8 protein-coding genes and 1 tRNA gene are annotated in these 17,980 nt (G+C 40.4%); 7 read left to right on the top strand and 2 right to left on the bottom strand.

Translation table 11 applies throughout. From position 1 onward, the window contains the following. Positions 1 to 69: 69 nt before the first annotated feature. The 3 genes from LY28_RS19150 to LY28_RS13275 all read left to right on the top strand — a co-directional run bounded on the left by LY28_RS19150 (position 70) and on the right by LY28_RS13275 (position 3,903). Complete coding sequence (locus tag LY28_RS19150; RefSeq protein WP_165835565.1) at positions 70 to 243, top strand: hypothetical protein; 174 nt, start codon at positions 70 to 72, stop codon at positions 241 to 243. Between the two features lie 283 nt (positions 244 to 526). Next, positions 527 to 673 carry a hypothetical protein gene (locus tag LY28_RS19155; protein ID WP_165835566.1) on the top strand — a complete coding sequence of 49 codons (147 nt, stop codon included), beginning with the start codon at positions 527 to 529 and terminating at the stop codon, positions 671 to 673. A gap of 503 nt (positions 674 to 1,176) precedes the next feature. Next, positions 1,177 to 3,903, top strand: coding sequence for a CotH kinase family protein (locus LY28_RS13275; protein WP_242981281.1), 2,727 nt, complete (start codon positions 1,177 to 1,179; stop codon positions 3,901 to 3,903). A gap of 96 nt (positions 3,904 to 3,999) precedes the next feature. Here LY28_RS13275 and LY28_RS13280 read toward each other — a convergent pair. Further along, positions 4,000 to 4,077 (bottom strand) — tRNA-Pro (locus LY28_RS13280). Between the two features lie 311 nt (positions 4,078 to 4,388). Here LY28_RS13280 and LY28_RS19750 point away from each other — a divergent pair. Together LY28_RS19750 and LY28_RS13290 are read left to right on the top strand one after the other, a co-directional pair. After that, positions 4,389 to 7,478, top strand: a complete 3,090-nt coding sequence (locus LY28_RS19750; protein ID WP_110462679.1) for a rhamnogalacturonan lyase family protein — start codon at positions 4,389 to 4,391, stop codon at positions 7,476 to 7,478. A 41-nt stretch (positions 7,479 to 7,519) separates the two neighbouring features. Further along, complete coding sequence (locus LY28_RS13290; protein ID WP_242981282.1) at positions 7,520 to 8,872, top strand: dockerin type I domain-containing protein; 1,353 nt, start codon at positions 7,520 to 7,522, stop codon at positions 8,870 to 8,872. 326 nt (positions 8,873 to 9,198) lie between these two features. On the opposite strand, the gene LY28_RS13295 is transcribed toward LY28_RS13290, so the two are convergent. Further along, positions 9,199 to 11,058, bottom strand: coding sequence for a CotH kinase family protein (locus LY28_RS13295; RefSeq protein WP_110462680.1), 1,860 nt, complete (start codon positions 11,056 to 11,058; stop codon positions 9,199 to 9,201). A 1,397-nt stretch (positions 11,059 to 12,455) separates the two neighbouring features. Here LY28_RS13295 and LY28_RS13300 point away from each other — a divergent pair. Together LY28_RS13300 and LY28_RS19160 are read left to right on the top strand one after the other, a co-directional pair. Further along, complete coding sequence (locus tag LY28_RS13300) at positions 12,456 to 17,453, top strand: endo-1,4-beta-xylanase (protein ID WP_110462681.1); 4,998 nt, start codon at positions 12,456 to 12,458, stop codon at positions 17,451 to 17,453. A 270-nt stretch (positions 17,454 to 17,723) separates the two neighbouring features. Further along, on the top strand, positions 17,724 to 17,980 hold a 257-nt coding region (locus tag LY28_RS19160; RefSeq protein ID WP_207658096.1), incomplete at its 3' end, for a hypothetical protein.

Below are 17,980 nucleotides of genomic sequence, written 5' to 3' on the forward strand. Positions count from 1 at the left end.
AAAACAAGATAGCGTACCGCCACGAAGCTTTACCAAATTTTAATGCCCAAACTGGGCGTGGAGGTTATTATGAACAATACATTTAAAAAGGTAATTACAGTGATTTTGTTAATAATTTTAGGATTTATTGCATTGAGGATAGTGGGAGCGGTGATTGGTGCATTGATTCCTTTAGCATTTCTTGCTCTTATTGGATATGTAGTATTCAGACTGATTAATAAGGGTTATTCAAAGAGATACTAAGATTTATTAACGGCTGAAAAAACGATTGCTGCTACCGAATTATTTAATACAATTTGGCGCTTATTTTGCAAATAAGCGCTATTTACATTAAAATATCTGGTGCCAGAGCTTTAGTAATTCACGTGTTATGCCGATATCTATATATAGAAGGATATTTTTTGCACTACTGCAAAGCAGAGGTTCTATGCAGAAGCAAGGTCTTCAAGTGAAGCTTTTACATTGTTTATGTGCGGATACTTGGCGTGGAGGTTAGTTTGATAGTTGAATTAAGGAGGTGCTCTTTATGGATATCACCAGAGTAGCTGCCATTTCACCTATAACGAGAGTAAATGCTTTTAATCGCAAGGAAGCCAGAACAGATAATAAAAAAAGAGAGGAGGAAAAAAAGAGCAAGGAATTTGAAAAAGCACTGAAATTAAAGCAGGTTTGAAAAATCTTGCTTCAGCCGGTAAAATTAAGCTTGGAAGGCGGTTTATTTATACCAAGGTAAAAAAGAAAGAGGTACATTTTAATGCAAAAAGAAAATATTGATAGAAATTGAAAGCCACGAGGCAAATTATATTGTTTCGTGGTTTTTGTTTTTAATTATTTATTTTTAAGGCATATCAATTTACAATAGTTCCAGCTGTCACTATCATATATGATGTTTTATTTCTGCAACAAATTACAATTATTGATAAATTTGCTTATATAATGTATAATTTAAGCAGTTGTCTCCACGCAGTGTCGGCATTAAAGCAGCTGCGGAGAGCTCTGCAGAAGCATAGGTTGAAAGATATGCGCCGTAAATGGCAATGTGTGCCTCAGCTAGAACACCGGGAGGAATCATCACTGATTCAAGTAATTATTTTGGCAGTATCCTTTATAAATTTGAGCACCGACAGGCTTTTTATGTGAGAAAATTGAGTTGATTATATATTAGGGGGATATGCTATGAGAAAAAAATTAACAGCTATAGCACTATCATTAATTTTTACTGTTCAGTCATCATTTGCTTGGGGAGCTGGTTATGATGAATATGCAGCTGAAACAGGAAACCTGTCGGTTTTGACTGCCGGTATAATAGGAGATTTGAACGGAGATGAGGTAGTTGATGCAATAGACTTTGCATTAATAAAAAGTTATCTTTTAGGAGTCATTAAGGATTTCCCTGTCGGTGATCCGGCTGTGGGAGATTTAAACTTGGATGGAGGTATTAATGCCCTTGATTTGGCGATAATGAAAATGTATTTACTTGGAGCTGTTGATTCTCTTCCTGTAGGAGAGCCGGGACAAGCGCTTTTTATTAATGAGGTGATGGCTGCCAATACCGACACTTTACGTGACGGAGATATCGAGGATGGGGACAGCGGAAGTGAGGGAGGGGCTTACTCGGACTGGATAGAGATTTACAATTCAGGTAATAGTTCAATTGATCTGACAGGGTATACCTTGTCTGATTCCTCCTATACATGGGAATTTCCGGCGGGAACTGTTCCTGCCAAGGGGCATCTGCTTGTCTGGGCTTCTGATAAGAATAAGGTTGCAAAAGACGGCCAGCTGCATACCAATTTTAAACTGAGTGCTTCGGGAGAAACCTTGACGATAAAAATGCCTGACGGTTCTGTTGCTGACACAGTTACCACAGGGGAGTTAAAGAATGACTGGTCATATGGGCGTAAATATGACGGCTCAGCGGAATTAGTCATATTCTCAAAAGCAACTCCTCAGATGCCTAATTTTTATTCGTCAGAAACAGCAGTTGTAAAAGAACCGGCATTTTCATATGCGGGTGGATTTTATACCTCAGCCATTAATCTTCAGCTTAGTACGGATGAAGAGAATGCAAGAGTTTATTATACATTGGACGGTTCAGATCCGGAGCCCGGGTCTGAAGGTACATTTGAATATATAAAGCCTATTGCTGTTAAAAGCAGGGCAGGAGAGCCAAATGTTCTATCAATGATATCAAATGTTTCAAATGATGAGTGGACAAAATGGCAGGCACCAAAGTCAGAGCTTTTTAAATGTACGACTGTAAAAGCCGTTGCGGTCAATGCCGGAGGCGGTAAAAGCGAAATAGTCACAAATTCTTATTTTGTAGACAAGGATATGCTGACCAGATACAAGCTGCCTGTTATATCAATAGTCACTGATAGGGATAATTTTTTTGACGATACAATTGGCATATATGTCAATGGGAACTTTGAAAACAAAGGAAGGGAATGGGAGAGACCCGTACATATAGAGTTTTTCGAAAAGGACGGAACACTTGCCTTTTCACAGAATATCGGATTAAGAATTAACGGCTGTTATTCGAAAAAAATTCCTCAGAAATCCTTCAGACTATATGCAAATCATAATTATGACGATACTGACAAATTTGAATATGAGATTTTCCCTGATCTGAAAAAGAAGGGAAACGGTAAAAAGCTGGACAGCTTCACTACACTTCTTTTAAGAAATGCAGGGAATGATTGTACATGGACAGGAACAATGTTCAGGGATGCATTGACTCAGGGGCTTGTCTCGCATCTTAAGATTGATACAATGGCATACAGGTCTTCCGTGGTATTTCTGGATGGTGAGTACTGGGGGATATACAACATAAGAGAGCGGTTTGACGACGAATATCTGAAGTCACATTACAAAGCCGATAAAGATAAAATTGTCATGCTGGATGTATTTGAGACACTTGATGTGCTTGAAGGCGAAAGTGATGATTACAAATTATACCAGGAGGATGTTATAAATTATCTTAAAAATAATGACATAACTGCTGATGATACATACGAATATATAAAAACAAAAATTGATATCGAAAATTATATTATTTATAATGTCGCGGAAATTTTTTGCGGTAATACAGATTGGCCGGGAAATAATGTTTCGATATGGAGATACAAGACAGAAGACGGAGAATACCATCCGGAGGCGGCATATGGACAGGACGGAAGGTGGAGATGGCTGCTCAAGGATACAGACTTTGGTTTTGGATTTCAAAAGCAAAGTGTTACATTTGACTCCTTAAGCTATGCCACATCAGAAGAGCCACAGAAAGGCGGTGCTCTACAGGCAAATAAACCGTGGGCGGTATTTCTTCTGAAAACCCTTATAAAAAATTCCGAGTTCAGAAATCAGTTCATAAATTGTTTTGCAGATCAGCTGAATACTTCGTTTAACCCTGTGAGAGTTAATGAAAAAATTGATGCTTTAAAATCAGGGATAGAGGATGCAATGCCTGAACAATGCGACAGGTGGAGAACAATAAATATAAAAAGCGCTTATGAAGGAGATCCCACATGGAGTGTCAATGTCAGTGCGGTCAAAAGCTATGCAGCTGACAGACCTTCTGTTATGAGGAAATGTATTGTAAACAAATTTATGGATAAAGGCGTTGCAGGTACCGCTGAGATTACGGTGAATACTGCACAGGCTGAAGGTTATGTAAGAATTAATACCATTGATATCAAAGAAACAACCCCGGGTATTTATGATTCGTCCTGCTGGACAGGTATTTACTTTAAGGGTGTACCTGTGACATTAACGGCATTTGCTCAAAAAGGCTACAGGTTTGATCATTGGGAAGGAATCACGGGGGTTCAGGCAGCCGCCGCAAGCATAACATTCACTCCTGATATGAATATGAGCATTAGACCTGTTTTTACGCTTGCAGGATAAATAAGAATGCTCCTGAAATTAATGGTAATAAAAACTGTATTATATGCCGGTAACAAAAAAGTCGATACCTATGGTATCGACTTTTTTAATAAAAGCTGGTCGGAATGACACGATTTGAACGTGCGACCCCTTGCACCCCAAGCAAGTACTCTAGCCAAACTGAGCTACATCCCGATAAACTCTTAATCCGCAAATTAGTATAACACATATGAAGGCTAATGTAAATGCTTTTGTATTGTTTTTATTTAAAAATTAAATAATTCTTTAAGGCTTTATTTTGAAAGCAGTAATTGCCTTAAATCTGTCAAACAGCTTGTGCTTGCGTTGATTGACCGCAGCACGAAAGTATTGTATCATTAAATTGGAAAATATAATAATGCGTTCTACTTTGTGGAAAACTTTCTTTTTAAGCCCAAAACAAAAGACAAAAAAAAATAACAGAAAATAAATAGCAAGTAAAAAACTAAATATTAAGGGGGAGAAGTATGCTAAAAAAAGTAATTGTATTTTTTCTGAGCTTGCAATTTCTATTGTGTTTTATGCCGCTGCACCAATCATCAGCGGTGTCAGTACCGCAGCGTCAGATGGAGGCTTTGGACAGGGGCGTTGTAGCGGTTAAGGCCGGCAATGGTGTATTTGTAAGTTGGAGAATGTTTGGCAATGAGCCTGCAAGTATTTCGTATAATTTGTACCGTAGCGGTGTAAAAGTGAATTCGTCACCAATTGCAAACAGTACAAATTATATGGATACCAACGGAAGCACCGGTTCAACATATACTGTAAGAGCAGTGCTTGAGGGTAAGGAGCAGGCTGCTTCAAAAGCAGCGGGAGTATGGGGGCAGAATTACCTGCAGGTTCCCGTTTCTGCTCCTGAAAGCGGATATACGGCAGGCGACTGCAGTACCGGAGATTTGGACGGAGATGGAGAATATGACCTTGTTGTAAAATGGGAGAGAGCAACAAATGATAATGCAAATGGAGGAGTCACAGACCCGGTATATCTTGAGGGCTATAAGATTAACGGAAAAAAGTTATGGTCTGTAAACCTAGGAAAAAATATTCGCGGAGGTGCTCATTATACTCAGTTTATGGTATATGACCTTGATGGTGACGGAAAGGCAGAGCTTGCCTGCAAGACTGCGGATGGCACAACAGACGGAAAAGGTGCGGTTATAGGCGATAAGAATGCAAATTACGTTGATTCTAACGGATATATATTGTCAGGACCTGAATATCTTACTGTTTTCAGCGGAGAAACAGGGGCTGCCCTTTCAACGGTAAATTATGTTCCGCCGAGAGGTACTGTTTCCAGCTGGGGTGATGACTACGGAAACCGTGTAGACCGTTTCAGAGCATGTATAGCGTATCTTGACGGAGTTCATCCCAGTCTTGTTATGCTGCGCGGATATTACACCAGAATGGTGGCTGCGGCATGGGATTTCAAGGATGGCAAGCTGACGCAGAGATGGGTATTTGACAGCAATACAAGCGGCAATTCAGCGTGGGCGGGACAGGGCAATCATAACCTGAGTGTGGGTGATGTTGATAATGACGGCTGTGACGAAATTTTAAACGGTACGTCAGCTATTGATAATAACGGCAAAGGCCTATGGACTACCGGCTTAGGTCATGGAGACGCAATGCATTTAGGTGATCTGGATCCCAACAGAGACGGCTTGGAAGTGTGGACGGCTCTTGAGGGCTCAAAGGGAGCGGCCCTGCTGGATGCAAAAACAGGAGAACAGATATTCAGATATACATACTCAAAGGATTGCGGCAGAGCTTTGGCGGCAGATATAACCGCGGCATCTCCCGGGGAGGAAATGTGGGCTGCCGGTTCAGGGCTTTATAGCTGCACAGGCAAAAATATCGGTACTGCTCCGGGTCAGATGAATTTTGCAATATGGTGGGATGGAGATGAACTGCGCGAAATTTTAGACGGTACAACAATATCTAAATATAATGGAGGAACATTACTTTCGGCAGCCGGATGCAATTCAATTAACGGTACAAAAGCTAATCCCTGCTTGCAGGCTGATATTTTGGGAGACTGGAGAGAGGAAGTTATTTTTCCGACAACTGATAACACTGCCTTGCGGATTTATACAACTACAAGTGTTACAACTCGCAGAATTTATACGCTGATGCATGATCCGGTTTACAGGCTGAGTATAGCATGGCAGAATACGGCGTATAACCAGCCCCCCCATACAGGCTTCTTTTTAGGCAGCGGGATGGCTGAACCGCCGGTTCCAAGCATATATACTCCCGATAATCTTGGGAATAATGAAGTTAAAAAGGGAGATATAAACAGTGACGGTAATATTGATGCCATTGACCTTGCTATTATAAAACAAAAGCTGCTTGGAAGCATACCGGAGTTTCCGACTGCCGACGGAGCCTATGCGGCAGATGTGAATGCAGATGGAGCTGTTGATGCAATAGATTTTGCATTAATGAAAAAGTATCTGTTGGGTGCTATTGACTCTTTCCCTGAAGCACAGGAAGAAACGGTACCCGCGACAATATTTCAGGCTGAGGATGCCTATATTTTTAATGGCGTCAGGGAAAATATAAACAGCGGTTATACCGGAGATAGCTATGCCAATTATAACAATGAAATTGCAAGCTATGTTGAATGGACTGTAAAGGTTAAGGCCTCAGGTACACAGCGACTCAGGTTCAGATATGCAAACGGTACTGAGCAAGACCGTCCTATGGAAATTCAGATTAATGGCACCGCGATAAACAGCAGTCTGAGCTTTATTCCTACAGGAGGCTGGACAACATGGATGGATGTGAGTTTAAATGCAAACCTCAAAGCAGGTGATAATACCATCAGGGCTGTATCTGTCACAGCACAGGGAGGCCCGAATGTAGATTACTTGGAGGTGACAAATGCATCAGAATCAGAAACAAAGCCATTTACAGGTGCTACAGTTTATATTTGCGGAGACTCTACAGTTATGACCTACAATGCCTCCTATTATCCGCAAGCCGGATGGGGACAGATGATTTCAAAATACTTCAATACTGAAGTTACTTTTGTTAACCGTGCGATTGGAGGAAGAAGCTCAAAGAATTTTGTTGAAGAGGGAAGATTGGAAAGTATATTGAGTGTAATTCAGCCAAATGATTATTTATTTGTCCAATTTGGACATAATGATGCGTCAATAAATAATCCGGATAGATACGCCGCACCCTTTACAACTTACAAGGAATACCTCAAAAAGTATGTTGACGGTGCACGTGCAAAAGGGGCTATTCCTGTATTGATAACACCTGTAGCCAGATTGAATTATTCAAATAATACCTTTAAAAATGATTTCCCTGATTATTGTACGGCAATGAAACAGGTAGCAGCAGAAGAAAATGCTGCTTTGATAGATTTAATGACCCTTAGCTTGAATTACTATACTTCTGTAGGCTATGACGAAGCATATAAGTTATACCTGGTTTCATCAAACGGAACCGACTATACTCATTTTACGGAAGCCGGAGCAGAGGTAATAGCGGGAATAATATCAAAGGAAATTAAAAAATTAAATATACCTTTGGCGGGCAGCGTAAGGTAAGAATATTCTCTTGAACCGTGCATAAAAGGAGGGGCTTTATTTTGAGAATAAATATATGCAGGTTTTTATGTTTTGCTATCATAATAACAGCTTTTGTATGCAGTACAAATTGTTTTGACGCAAAAGCAGCAGCTGAGTACAAGTTTGATTTCGGCGGCGGAGCCACAGAGTCAGGATATATCGGCGTGAGTGCATCAACGGCTTACAGTGCCGCTAAGGGCTATGGGTTCAATACTCCGTCCGATATGAAAAATGTTTCGGCATCAGGCTACGGGGTCGAAAGTGATGCAGTTCAGTTTCTTGCGTATGGAATAAAAAGCACGAATACATTTAATCTCGATCTCCCAAATGGGTTGTATGAGGTGGAAATAACATTGGGAAATACATCAAGGGCAAGTGTTTCAGCAGAGGGAGCTTTTCAGCTGATAAATATGACGGGAAACTTGGCAAAGGACAGCTTTGAAATTCCTATTACCGATGGGCAGCTAAATATTCTGATTACCGAGGGTAAAGCAGGAACGGCCTTTACCCTTAGTGCTCTTACAGTTAGAAGAATATCGGATAATGCAGCAGCAAACAGAACCATATACATTGGAGGAGATTCAACAGCCTGCAATTATTATCCCTTGGATACCAGTATGCAGGCAGGATGGGGACAAGTGTTCTCAAAGTTTGCGGATACAAGTGTATTTCAGGTTCGTAACATGGCTTCAAGCGGACAATGCGCCCGAGGATTCAGAGATGACGGTCAGTTTGAAGCAATCCTCAAATATATAAAACCCGGTGATTATTTTTTGCTGGAGTTTGGAATAAATGACACAGCAGCAAAGAATAATACGACCGAGGAGCAGTTTAAAGAGATAATGAGGGATATGGTCAAGCAGACTGCTGCAAAAGGTGCGACGATTGTACTGGTAACACCTCAGGGAAGAGCAACGGATTTTAACTCATCAAATGTGCACTTTTCCGAAAACAGGTATTATAGAAATTCAACTCTTGCTTTGGCAAAGGAGGAAAAGGTTCCGCTGGTTGACTTGAATGTGTTAAGCTCCCGATATTTTACCGCTATAGGTCAAGAGGCAACTCTTTCACTGTTCATGAGCGGTGATGCCGTACATCCCAACAGAGCCGGAGCAGAAGAGCTGGCTCGCATAGTGGCAGAAGATATAAAAAGACAGGGGCTGTTCATTTGGGATGAAACAGTAAAAGCCGGTGATGTGAATGGGGACGGAAATATTGATGCTATTGATTTTGCGATGATGAAGCAGTACCTGCTGGGAATAATAAGCGATTTTCCTGCTCCTGAGTGCAGATTTGCAGCAGACCTTGATTGTGACGGCAATATAAATTCGATTGATTTTGCTTTGCTAAAGAAATACCTTTTAAATAACTGAACTTTCAACATTAAAATGTAATCTGTAAAGAATTTAAAAATAAAAAAACAGTAATCAGGTAAATTTCCTGATTACTGTTTTTTTATCAAGTTTGTTTTACTTCAAGCTGTAGGCTTTTCGGTCTGCTGAAAATTAAAATATAAAAGCAGTATTTACAGATGTTATCAAAATTCAGCATTCCTCCCGAATATTGTTATGCGCAACTTTTTTCAGGATAAGAAACTTATACAGCATTTTTTAGTCTCTCAAATGTTGTGTACCCATGTGACTAAATACTATACTGATATTATTTGTACACGTATAGATTTTTCAAAATTACAACAGGCTTACCATCCCCACGGATTTGAAGAAGTCGTTGGTTTCCAGCCTGAATTATCCAGCCATTTCACTCTTTGAAGTACAAAGTTTTGCAAGATTGTTATTTGTTCTTCCCAGGTTTGTGTTGTCTGTGTGCCAAAACCGCCTACCATGGAAGTATTCAGGATATTCCACTTCTGGAAGTTGCGTTTTGCGCCGTTTTTCAATGGTGTAGTCAGACTTTGAATCTTAGCAGTAAGATTTGCATCTGACAGAGGACCTTTACGAAGCTCTTTCCAGCGTGCATCAATTTTGGCCTGGAAGCTTGAATCCTTCATGAGTGTGTAGTACCAGTCGCAAGTTGAATTTGTACCAAATACCGGCTGGAACTGCCAGCCTTCCACAGTAGAGGTTGTCCCGCCAAAGCCGAAGCCGGTGTAACATTCAAAGCCAAGGTCATAGTCCCAGAGAGGACCGGCTTTAAGCTTTTCATTACGATCCTTGTATAATCGGGTACTTCGCATATATGCATCGCCTTCACGCGCCATTTCATTTACAATAATGAAATTTACAAAGGAATCAACATCTATGTATGCGGGATAACCGGTAGTCTGGTCTGATGGATTTGAGCTGTGGATGGAGTTATGAACCTTTTGGATATAATTTGTTATCCAGGTAAGCTGCTCGGATTTTACATCCTTTGGTTCGGTTAATTCCAGATCACTCCAACCGGATCCTTTTATCAGTGGTTCTTCAGCACACTGCATGTTAAACTGCATTAAGTAACCGCCTGAAATCTTTGGCTCTGTCAAATCATCCTCTTTAAGCTTCTTTATATTAAGACGATCTTTGTCTATTTCTATTGTTTCGGTAAGCAGGTAAACACCTTGGTAATCAGCAGCAGACAACGGTTGATTGTCTATATTGATATATACCTCAACAAATGTGTATCCGGGAGCCTCTAAGCCTATATCATTACCTATTTCATAAGCAAAGGCGTTACGGATAAGGGATTTGTCAGGATATGGAGAAAGCAGACACCAGTCTCCGTCAGCAGGAAGTCCCATTACAGGATATTTCGCATCTCCGCCCTCATTATCCCAAAACTCAATTCTGTAAGGTGTTTTCTCAAAATTTGCGGAGGATTGTCCACGGACATGATATCCGCCGCGGGTTGCAACAGTAGGAGTTTGTAATAAAGTAGACTGATTGTTTTTCGGCTCCATCAGCATAATGGCAGCATCCAGATAATCCTCTTTGCCTGGCTTGCCTGCACCGTATGAATCCAGAATTAATACCGGAAGATCATGATTTGCATCTATTGAACTGCAAATATAAACAGCTGTGCCTATATCACCGCTTGCAGCTCCGTTGACAAAAGCCTGAGCTCTTACCTGTGTTGTTTTTGTTAAAGAAATGGCATTTGAATATAATTGGGAGCTTGCGGTTGGAACACTGCCATTGGTTGTGTAGCGTATTTGAGCATTTGAAATCTTTGTGCTCAGGGCAACTGAAAGCGAATTCTTGAAGGTTGAGCTAGGCACAGAGAATATGATATCTCCGACAAGTTTTTCCGCTTCGGTTTTTTTAACCTCCTCTTCAGGCACATCAGCCGGGAACTTATCAATTACTTTCAGCAAATATTGCTTGAGCAGGGAATAATCGATAGCATTGATATTGCCATCTGCATCCAAATCTGCAACTGAAGAGTTAGGAAGCTCAGTGCCTCCTAAAAGATACCCTTTCATTAAGGCATAGTCCAAGGCATCTATTGAACCGTCCTGATTTAAGTCACCGTACAGCTTCGCTGCAGAGACAAGCGTCATTGAAAATACACTTGTGGCAAGTGCAATCACTAATGACAGGATTAGTAAACGACTTTTTTTCATACAAAATACCTCCTGTAAATTAAGGTTAACAAACAAAGTTGGTTAAGCATAAGATTTTATCGATACCATAGAAAATTCGGAGCTGTATATTTTTATAAAATAAATGGGAATATGAGAACTTGATAGCAGAGAGACCATAAGGCGGTAATCGAAATACCTTCTTGCAATTCCTGTAAAAATCAATAAAAAAGAAACTGAAGCTCTTGAAGATTATAATCGCTTTATGTCAGACATTAGAGTACCAGATTATTTTTTTATTATAATCCTTGAAATCTAAAAGGACAATCGAATATCCACTATATATTTGGTGTATTCGGTGAAATATTCTATGTATTTGTTATTTATACTATAGTAAAAGTCAATTACTATCGGCTAAAAACCGATTTCATCGACCGATAGCTTGGTCTTGAGGCTGAAGCCTCCTAAAGTCAAAACAAATTCAAACCCAAACTGTGTTCAAAATTAGCTTAAAAGCTTAATTCGCCTGAAAAGACGATATATCATCGCGAAGGCGGCTTGAACCGTAATTGACTTTAGTCAAATATAGTCACAGAATGTAAAGCTTTTGACTGTTTTTGACTTTGGGTGCCGAAACTGAAAGATAACTTTCAGAAGTTAACTGTTGCATTACAGCATAGTATTAGTCACACTATTGAATTATCAAGGTTCAGAAGTGTTTATTTTAGTGCAAAGTTTGAGAAGCCTATTATATTACAATTATAACCTATTTTAACTCATCTTACAATTAAATATTACAAAAAGTACTATCTATGGGATGGAGTGTTATCAATAAATGTTGGAATGTGGCTTTTTTTAAGCATTTTTTGCCTGTCTTTGTTTCAGGAGCTGTATATCATGATAAAAGCATATTCAGAGAACTTATTTAAAAAGTTTTAAAAAGTGATTGTAATCCATTGACATATCTAAAACATAGTAGTATTTTAGTATGTGTGTATATCTATGGTAAAATATTTCCTGAACAAATAAAAGGTATTATTTTGCATACAGTCAGTATAAAAGTATGTTTCGCCTGAAAAAATCAAAATATCTTCTTAAATATATTCTATGAGGCGAAGCAATCAAGCCGAAATAAACCTTTTTCGCAAATGCCGGGTAGCACAGTATCTCTATTTAATGCCAGCAGCTGGCAGCTATATTTAGCTTCCGTTTTTAAAATTAAAGCAGACCTTAAAAAATGCAAATTTATATGTTGTAGCCTTAAGGGTTTTTAAATTTGTTATATAATGTATAATATACATTATTTTTACTATTTTGCCCCGAGATAATTTTGTAAAAGAAGTTTTTATTTTGAAGGGGGGTTAATAAGAATATGCAGTATTGCAGTTTCAGGCAGAATAGTGGCAGTAAAAACACATAACACATTGGGGGGTAGAAGCATGTCTAGAAAAATTAGTTTGCTTTTGGTAATAGCAATGGTTTTAACCTCATTATTACCTATTGGTTTACCTGTCGTTCAAGCTGCGGACACTACGTTTACTACAGCCGGCGATACGATAAGGTATGATTTTGAGAATGGTTCTTTGCAGGGCTGGGGAGCGGCAGGAAGCATTACTGTTGAGGCTGTTAAGGATGCAGCGGCTGCAAACAGCGGAGCCTACGGACTTAAAGCATCGGCTTCTTCTGCAAATTGGCAGGGAGCACAGCTGAATATTACTTCGTTTCCGGCTGGGAAATACAAGGTTGAGGGGTATGTAAAGCTTGTATCTGCTGGAAGCGGTGCATTAAAGATAACTCATCAGCATACTGACACCGGTGCAAGCAGTGATGCTTACGATCAGCTTGCCTCGGATAGTAATATTGCATCTGACGGCTGGACAAAGCTTGAGGGGAGTTTTTCACTGTCGGATATAATGGCTGCAAGTTATATCAAATTTGAATCGGCAGACAGCGGTAATACACCTGACTATTACCTTGATGACATCACTTTTACATTGGTCAGTCTGGACAGTTCAAAGCCGCAGACGCCATCGGCAGCTATTAAGAGCTATGAGTATAATTTTGATGACGGAACAGCTCAGGGGTGGTCTCCGAGAGGCTCAGGAGTTAATGTGAGCATATCGGCAGAAGCTGCGGTTTCAGCACCTAACAGTATCAAGGTATCAGGGCGGAGTGCAAATTGGAATGGCGCAAGCTTAAATACACTGGGCAAGCTTGAAAAAGATACCCTTTATACTCTGACGGCAAATGTGAAATCGATTAATGGGGCAACAACGCCGAGTGCGATAATATTGACAATGCAGCAGAAATCGGCGGATGAAGGGGCGAATACAGAGTATAAACAGATTGCTTTGAAAAACGACATTAATGACGGTAATTGGCATGAAATAAGCGGTACATATTCTTTTACAGGAGATATGGCAGAACAGGTTTTGTATTTTGAAAGCAGTGATCCGGAGGATGCTTTCTATATTGATGATATAGCTATTATTCCTCCCGGAGCCGGAGTGCGTAATATCGGATTTGAAAACAATACGGCACAGGGCTTTACCTCCAGACTGGGAGGCAGTGTCAAGGTGACCTCTGAGGACAGCAAGACAGGAACCTATAGCTTGCTTACAACTGACAGGGTGAATGAAAATGACGGTCCGATGCTTGATGTAAGCGGAAAAATGCTTCAAGGTTCCAAGTATAACATTTCCACCTGGATAAAATTGGCACCTAATACTACCCAGTCAGGCATAATACTTTCAATGGCATATACAGTTGACAGTGAAACAAAGTATGCAAACCTTATCGGTTCGGTTAATAATCCGGTGATTGTTAAGTCGGAAGATGGGTGGGTCAAGCTCAGCCTTGATTATTTAATGGCATATGATGCCGATGAAGTAAGCCTGTATATAGAATCAAAGGGAGATACAACTCCATTCTATATTGATGACTTCTGTGTGGCTTATATACCGCCGGAAGGCATTCAGACCGATATCCCTTCATTGAAGGAGGTTTATAAGGATAATTTTGAATTCGGAGCATCGGTTGTACCGGGCGAATATACAGGAACCTCAGGGGACTTGTTTAAGAAACATTTCAACAGTATGGTGGCGGGAAATGACACAAAGCCTGATGCTATACTCCCGGGAACCTTCCTTGCCCTTAAGGATATAAACGAGGCTAATTTAAATCTGGATTTTGCCGATTACATAAAGGATTATACAGAGGATAACAGCATGAAGTGGCGCTGGCATACATTAGTATGGCATAGCCAGACACCTGACTGGCTGTTTACCGATGCAAACGGTGACGATCTGACCACAACAAATGCAAACAGTGATATAGTTCTGATAGAAACTGACCCTGCAAAGCAGGCTGCCAATAAGGAGCTGGTGCTTAACAGGCTGAAGGCATATATCAAATTAATTATTGACAGATACGGTGAATATATTGATTATTATGATGTGGTAAATGAGGTTATTGATCCTTCTCAGGCTGATGGAATGCGCAGAAGCAAGTGGTTTGTAATAACAGGCAAGGATTATATAAGGACAGCCTTTAAAACTACAAAGGATGAGCTTAAGGCAAAAGGTTATACCGGTAAGCTGTATATCAATGATTACAATACCGAGCAGCCTGCAAAGCGTGATTTTCTGTATGCACTTGTGCAAGAAATAAACAAGGAGGAAAAGCTTATTGACGGTGTGGGCCATCAGTGCCATATAGGCCGTACTCAGCCATCGGTAAGCGCTATAACAACTTCCATAAGGAAGTTTGCAGATGCAGGTCTTGACAACCAGATAACCGAGCTGGATGTCAGCAACTATGATGACAGCGTAAGTGATTTTGCCAAATCCACTGCCGATAATGATGTTCCCGCCAGTGTGATTCTTGAGCAGGGATACAGATATAAACAGTTATTTGAAGGCCTTAAAAAATTAGATGATGAAAAAAACTGTATCAGCAGTGTGGCTGTATGGGGAATATCTGATGCTAACACATGGCTGTCAACCTTTCCGATAACAAGACTTGAAAAACCACTTCTCTTTGATACGGACCAGCAGGCGAAATATGCCTATTGGGGAGTTGTTCTTGCAAACCCGGATTATTCCGGCTACTCGGATAAGCTGCCCATTTTGATAAAAAATTTATCTACGCCTGAGGGTACTCCCGTAATTGACGGAAAGAGCGAGCTTTTATGGGATTCCAACGCAGCTGTGGCTGTACAGTCGGATAATGGTTTTGCAGCAGAATTTAAAACACGCTGGGATAAAAATAATATTTATGTGCTTGCTGAAATCACTGATCCGGCATTCAATAACAGCGGCTCTGCAGAGGTTTTTGTAGACGGTGCAAAGAAAACATTTGCTTTCGGAGAGAATAATTCCAATTCAAAAACCGTTAAGCTGACAGGAGGCTACAGGCTCGAGGCAAAAATACCTTTAACGGCTTCCGTTGCATTAAACGGCAAGCTTCCGTTTGACATACGCTTTACCGGTTCAGACGGAACAATGGTATCATGGAATGATATAGCGAATAATCAGGATGTCAGCACTGAAAATATAGGAACTCTTACACTAAGTGATGCGGTGGGCGCTACGGAAGCTATAAAGGGGACTCCCGTAATCGATGGAACAAAAGATACTATATGGGACAGTGCAAATGAAATCAGCGTCAACAAATATATAAATGCAGCATCAGGGGCAACTGCCGTGGCCAGAACCATGTGGGATGATAAGAAGCTTTATGTGTATGCCGCGGTAACTGACAGCAGCCTGCACAAGGAAAGCAAGGATTCCTACCAGCAGGATTCCATTGAAATATTCTTAGACCAGAAAAATGATAAGACTGATTCTTACGGTGATGATGACGGTCAATACAGAATTAATTTCGAGAATGAACAGAGCTTTGGAAGCAATCCCGGCGGAAGTATGGTTACATCAGCGGCCATAGTAACAGATACCGGCTATGTTATTGAAGCGGCCATTGATTTGGATAAGATCAATGCAGCTGAAGGCGCTGTTCTGGGCTTTGATATTCAGGTGAATAATTCTGACAACAGCGAAGGAAAAAGAGACAGTGTGGCAATATGGAATGACGTATCAGGCAACAGCTGGTCAAACTTGGTCAAAATAGGTGTTGTAAAGCTGGCGGCAGCTCCCGGAACAGGAACAGGCTCAACAGGTTCAGGCACAGCGGCTGATAATGATTATGATAAAATTAAAATAAACGGCAAAAATCAGAGGTTCGCAAATATAACTTCAAAGTTTGAAGGAGGCAAAAAGCATACAGTTTTAGAGATAATAGACAAGCAAATACAGGAAATGCTTAAAAATAACACTACTATTAAGATAGATGTTATGAATAATTCTAGCATTGTAACAGGAAAGCTGGACGGTACAACTATCAAGAGCATGATGGAAAAGAAGGCTGTACTTGAAATAAATACCGATAAAGCATCCTATGTGCTTCCGGTTGCCTTTTTAGACATTGACAGTCTGTGCTCAAAGCTTGATACAGATATAAAGAATATTTCGGTAAGTATAAAAATAGGAGAAGCGCCCAATGACAAAGCAGCCTTAGTTGAAAAAACAGCAGATAAAAATAAATACCAAGTGGTGGCACAGCCTGTTGATTTTGAAATTACATTTTCAAGCGCCGATAAATCTATCGAGGTTTCAAAATTTAACAGCTATGTTGAAAGAACTGTGGCAATTCCCGGAGGCATTGACACAGGCAAAATAGTAACAGGTATTGTCCTTAACAGTGACGGCACCTTTTCCCATGTGCCTACTGCAATAGTAAGGATTGACAGTAAGTACCATGCCAAGATTAGCAGTCTGACAAACAGTACATATGCTGTTATATACAATGCGGAGGCTTATAGTGATGTTCAGAACCACTGGTCAAAGGATGCGGTGAACAATGTTATTTCAAGGCTTATTATGAATGGTGCCGGTGAAAATAGCTTTAAGCCCGATACAGATATCACAAGAGGAGAGTTTGTTGATTCGGTGGTTAAGGCTTTAGGCTTGTATAGAGTTGGCCGGGGAGCAGATTCCTTTGGAGATGTAGCAAAAAATTCAAAATACTATGATTCCATAGGTATCGCATATGAATATGGCTTTATTTCAGGATACAAAGATAATTTATTCAAGCCTGATAACAAAATTACCCGTCAGGAAGCCTTTGTAGTAATTTCAAAGGCTATGGGGCTTGCGGGGATAAAAACGGAGTATTCTGATAATGATGCCGGCAGTATATTGGGCAGCTTCAAAGATTACGGCATTATATCAGGCTGGGCAAAAATTTCTGCCGCCGCTTGTGTGAAGAATAATATTATATCAGGCAAGGATGGGAAAATGCTTGCACCTAAGAACAGCATTACCCGCGGAGAGGTTAGCTCTATTATAAATAATATATTGAAAAATTCAAACCTGATATAGCAGGAGGAGTTATTTGAAAAATTCTAAAATTGCTGTAGGATAACATATTTTTATGTGTAAACTGGTCCATTAAAGACCGCGGGAGGTTGCGTAAATGACAAGCGTAGCTTCCTGCGGTTTTTATTGTATTGAATAAAAACATCAATAATTAAGCTTTTAAGCTGACTTTGAACGCAGTTTGGGATAGAAGTGTAACGTCTCTGCGTGTTTATGAATATTCTATAGGGTGACATAAATATCCTTATTCTTGCAAGATTGGAGAGATGATTAATGTATGATGAGAATAACACAGGGCCGTTCTACAGTCCTGAAATTGTAGATTGGTGCGAGGATTGTGATGATTATGATTATCAGGATTCATATTCGGAGGATTTCGATGATAATGGTGACCGCCAGCCTGTTATAATTATTCCGTGTCCGCCCTTACCGGCTTGTTCGCCGCAGCAGTGCAGGCCGTGTCCGCCGAGCCAGTGCAGGCCGTGTCCGCCGAGCCAGTGCAGGCCGTGTCCGCCGAGCCAGTGCAGGCC

This window comes from Ruminiclostridium sufflavum DSM 19573, from assembly GCF_003208175.1.
GTDB lineage: Bacteria > Bacillota > Clostridia > Acetivibrionales > DSM-1351 > Ruminiclostridium > Ruminiclostridium sufflavum.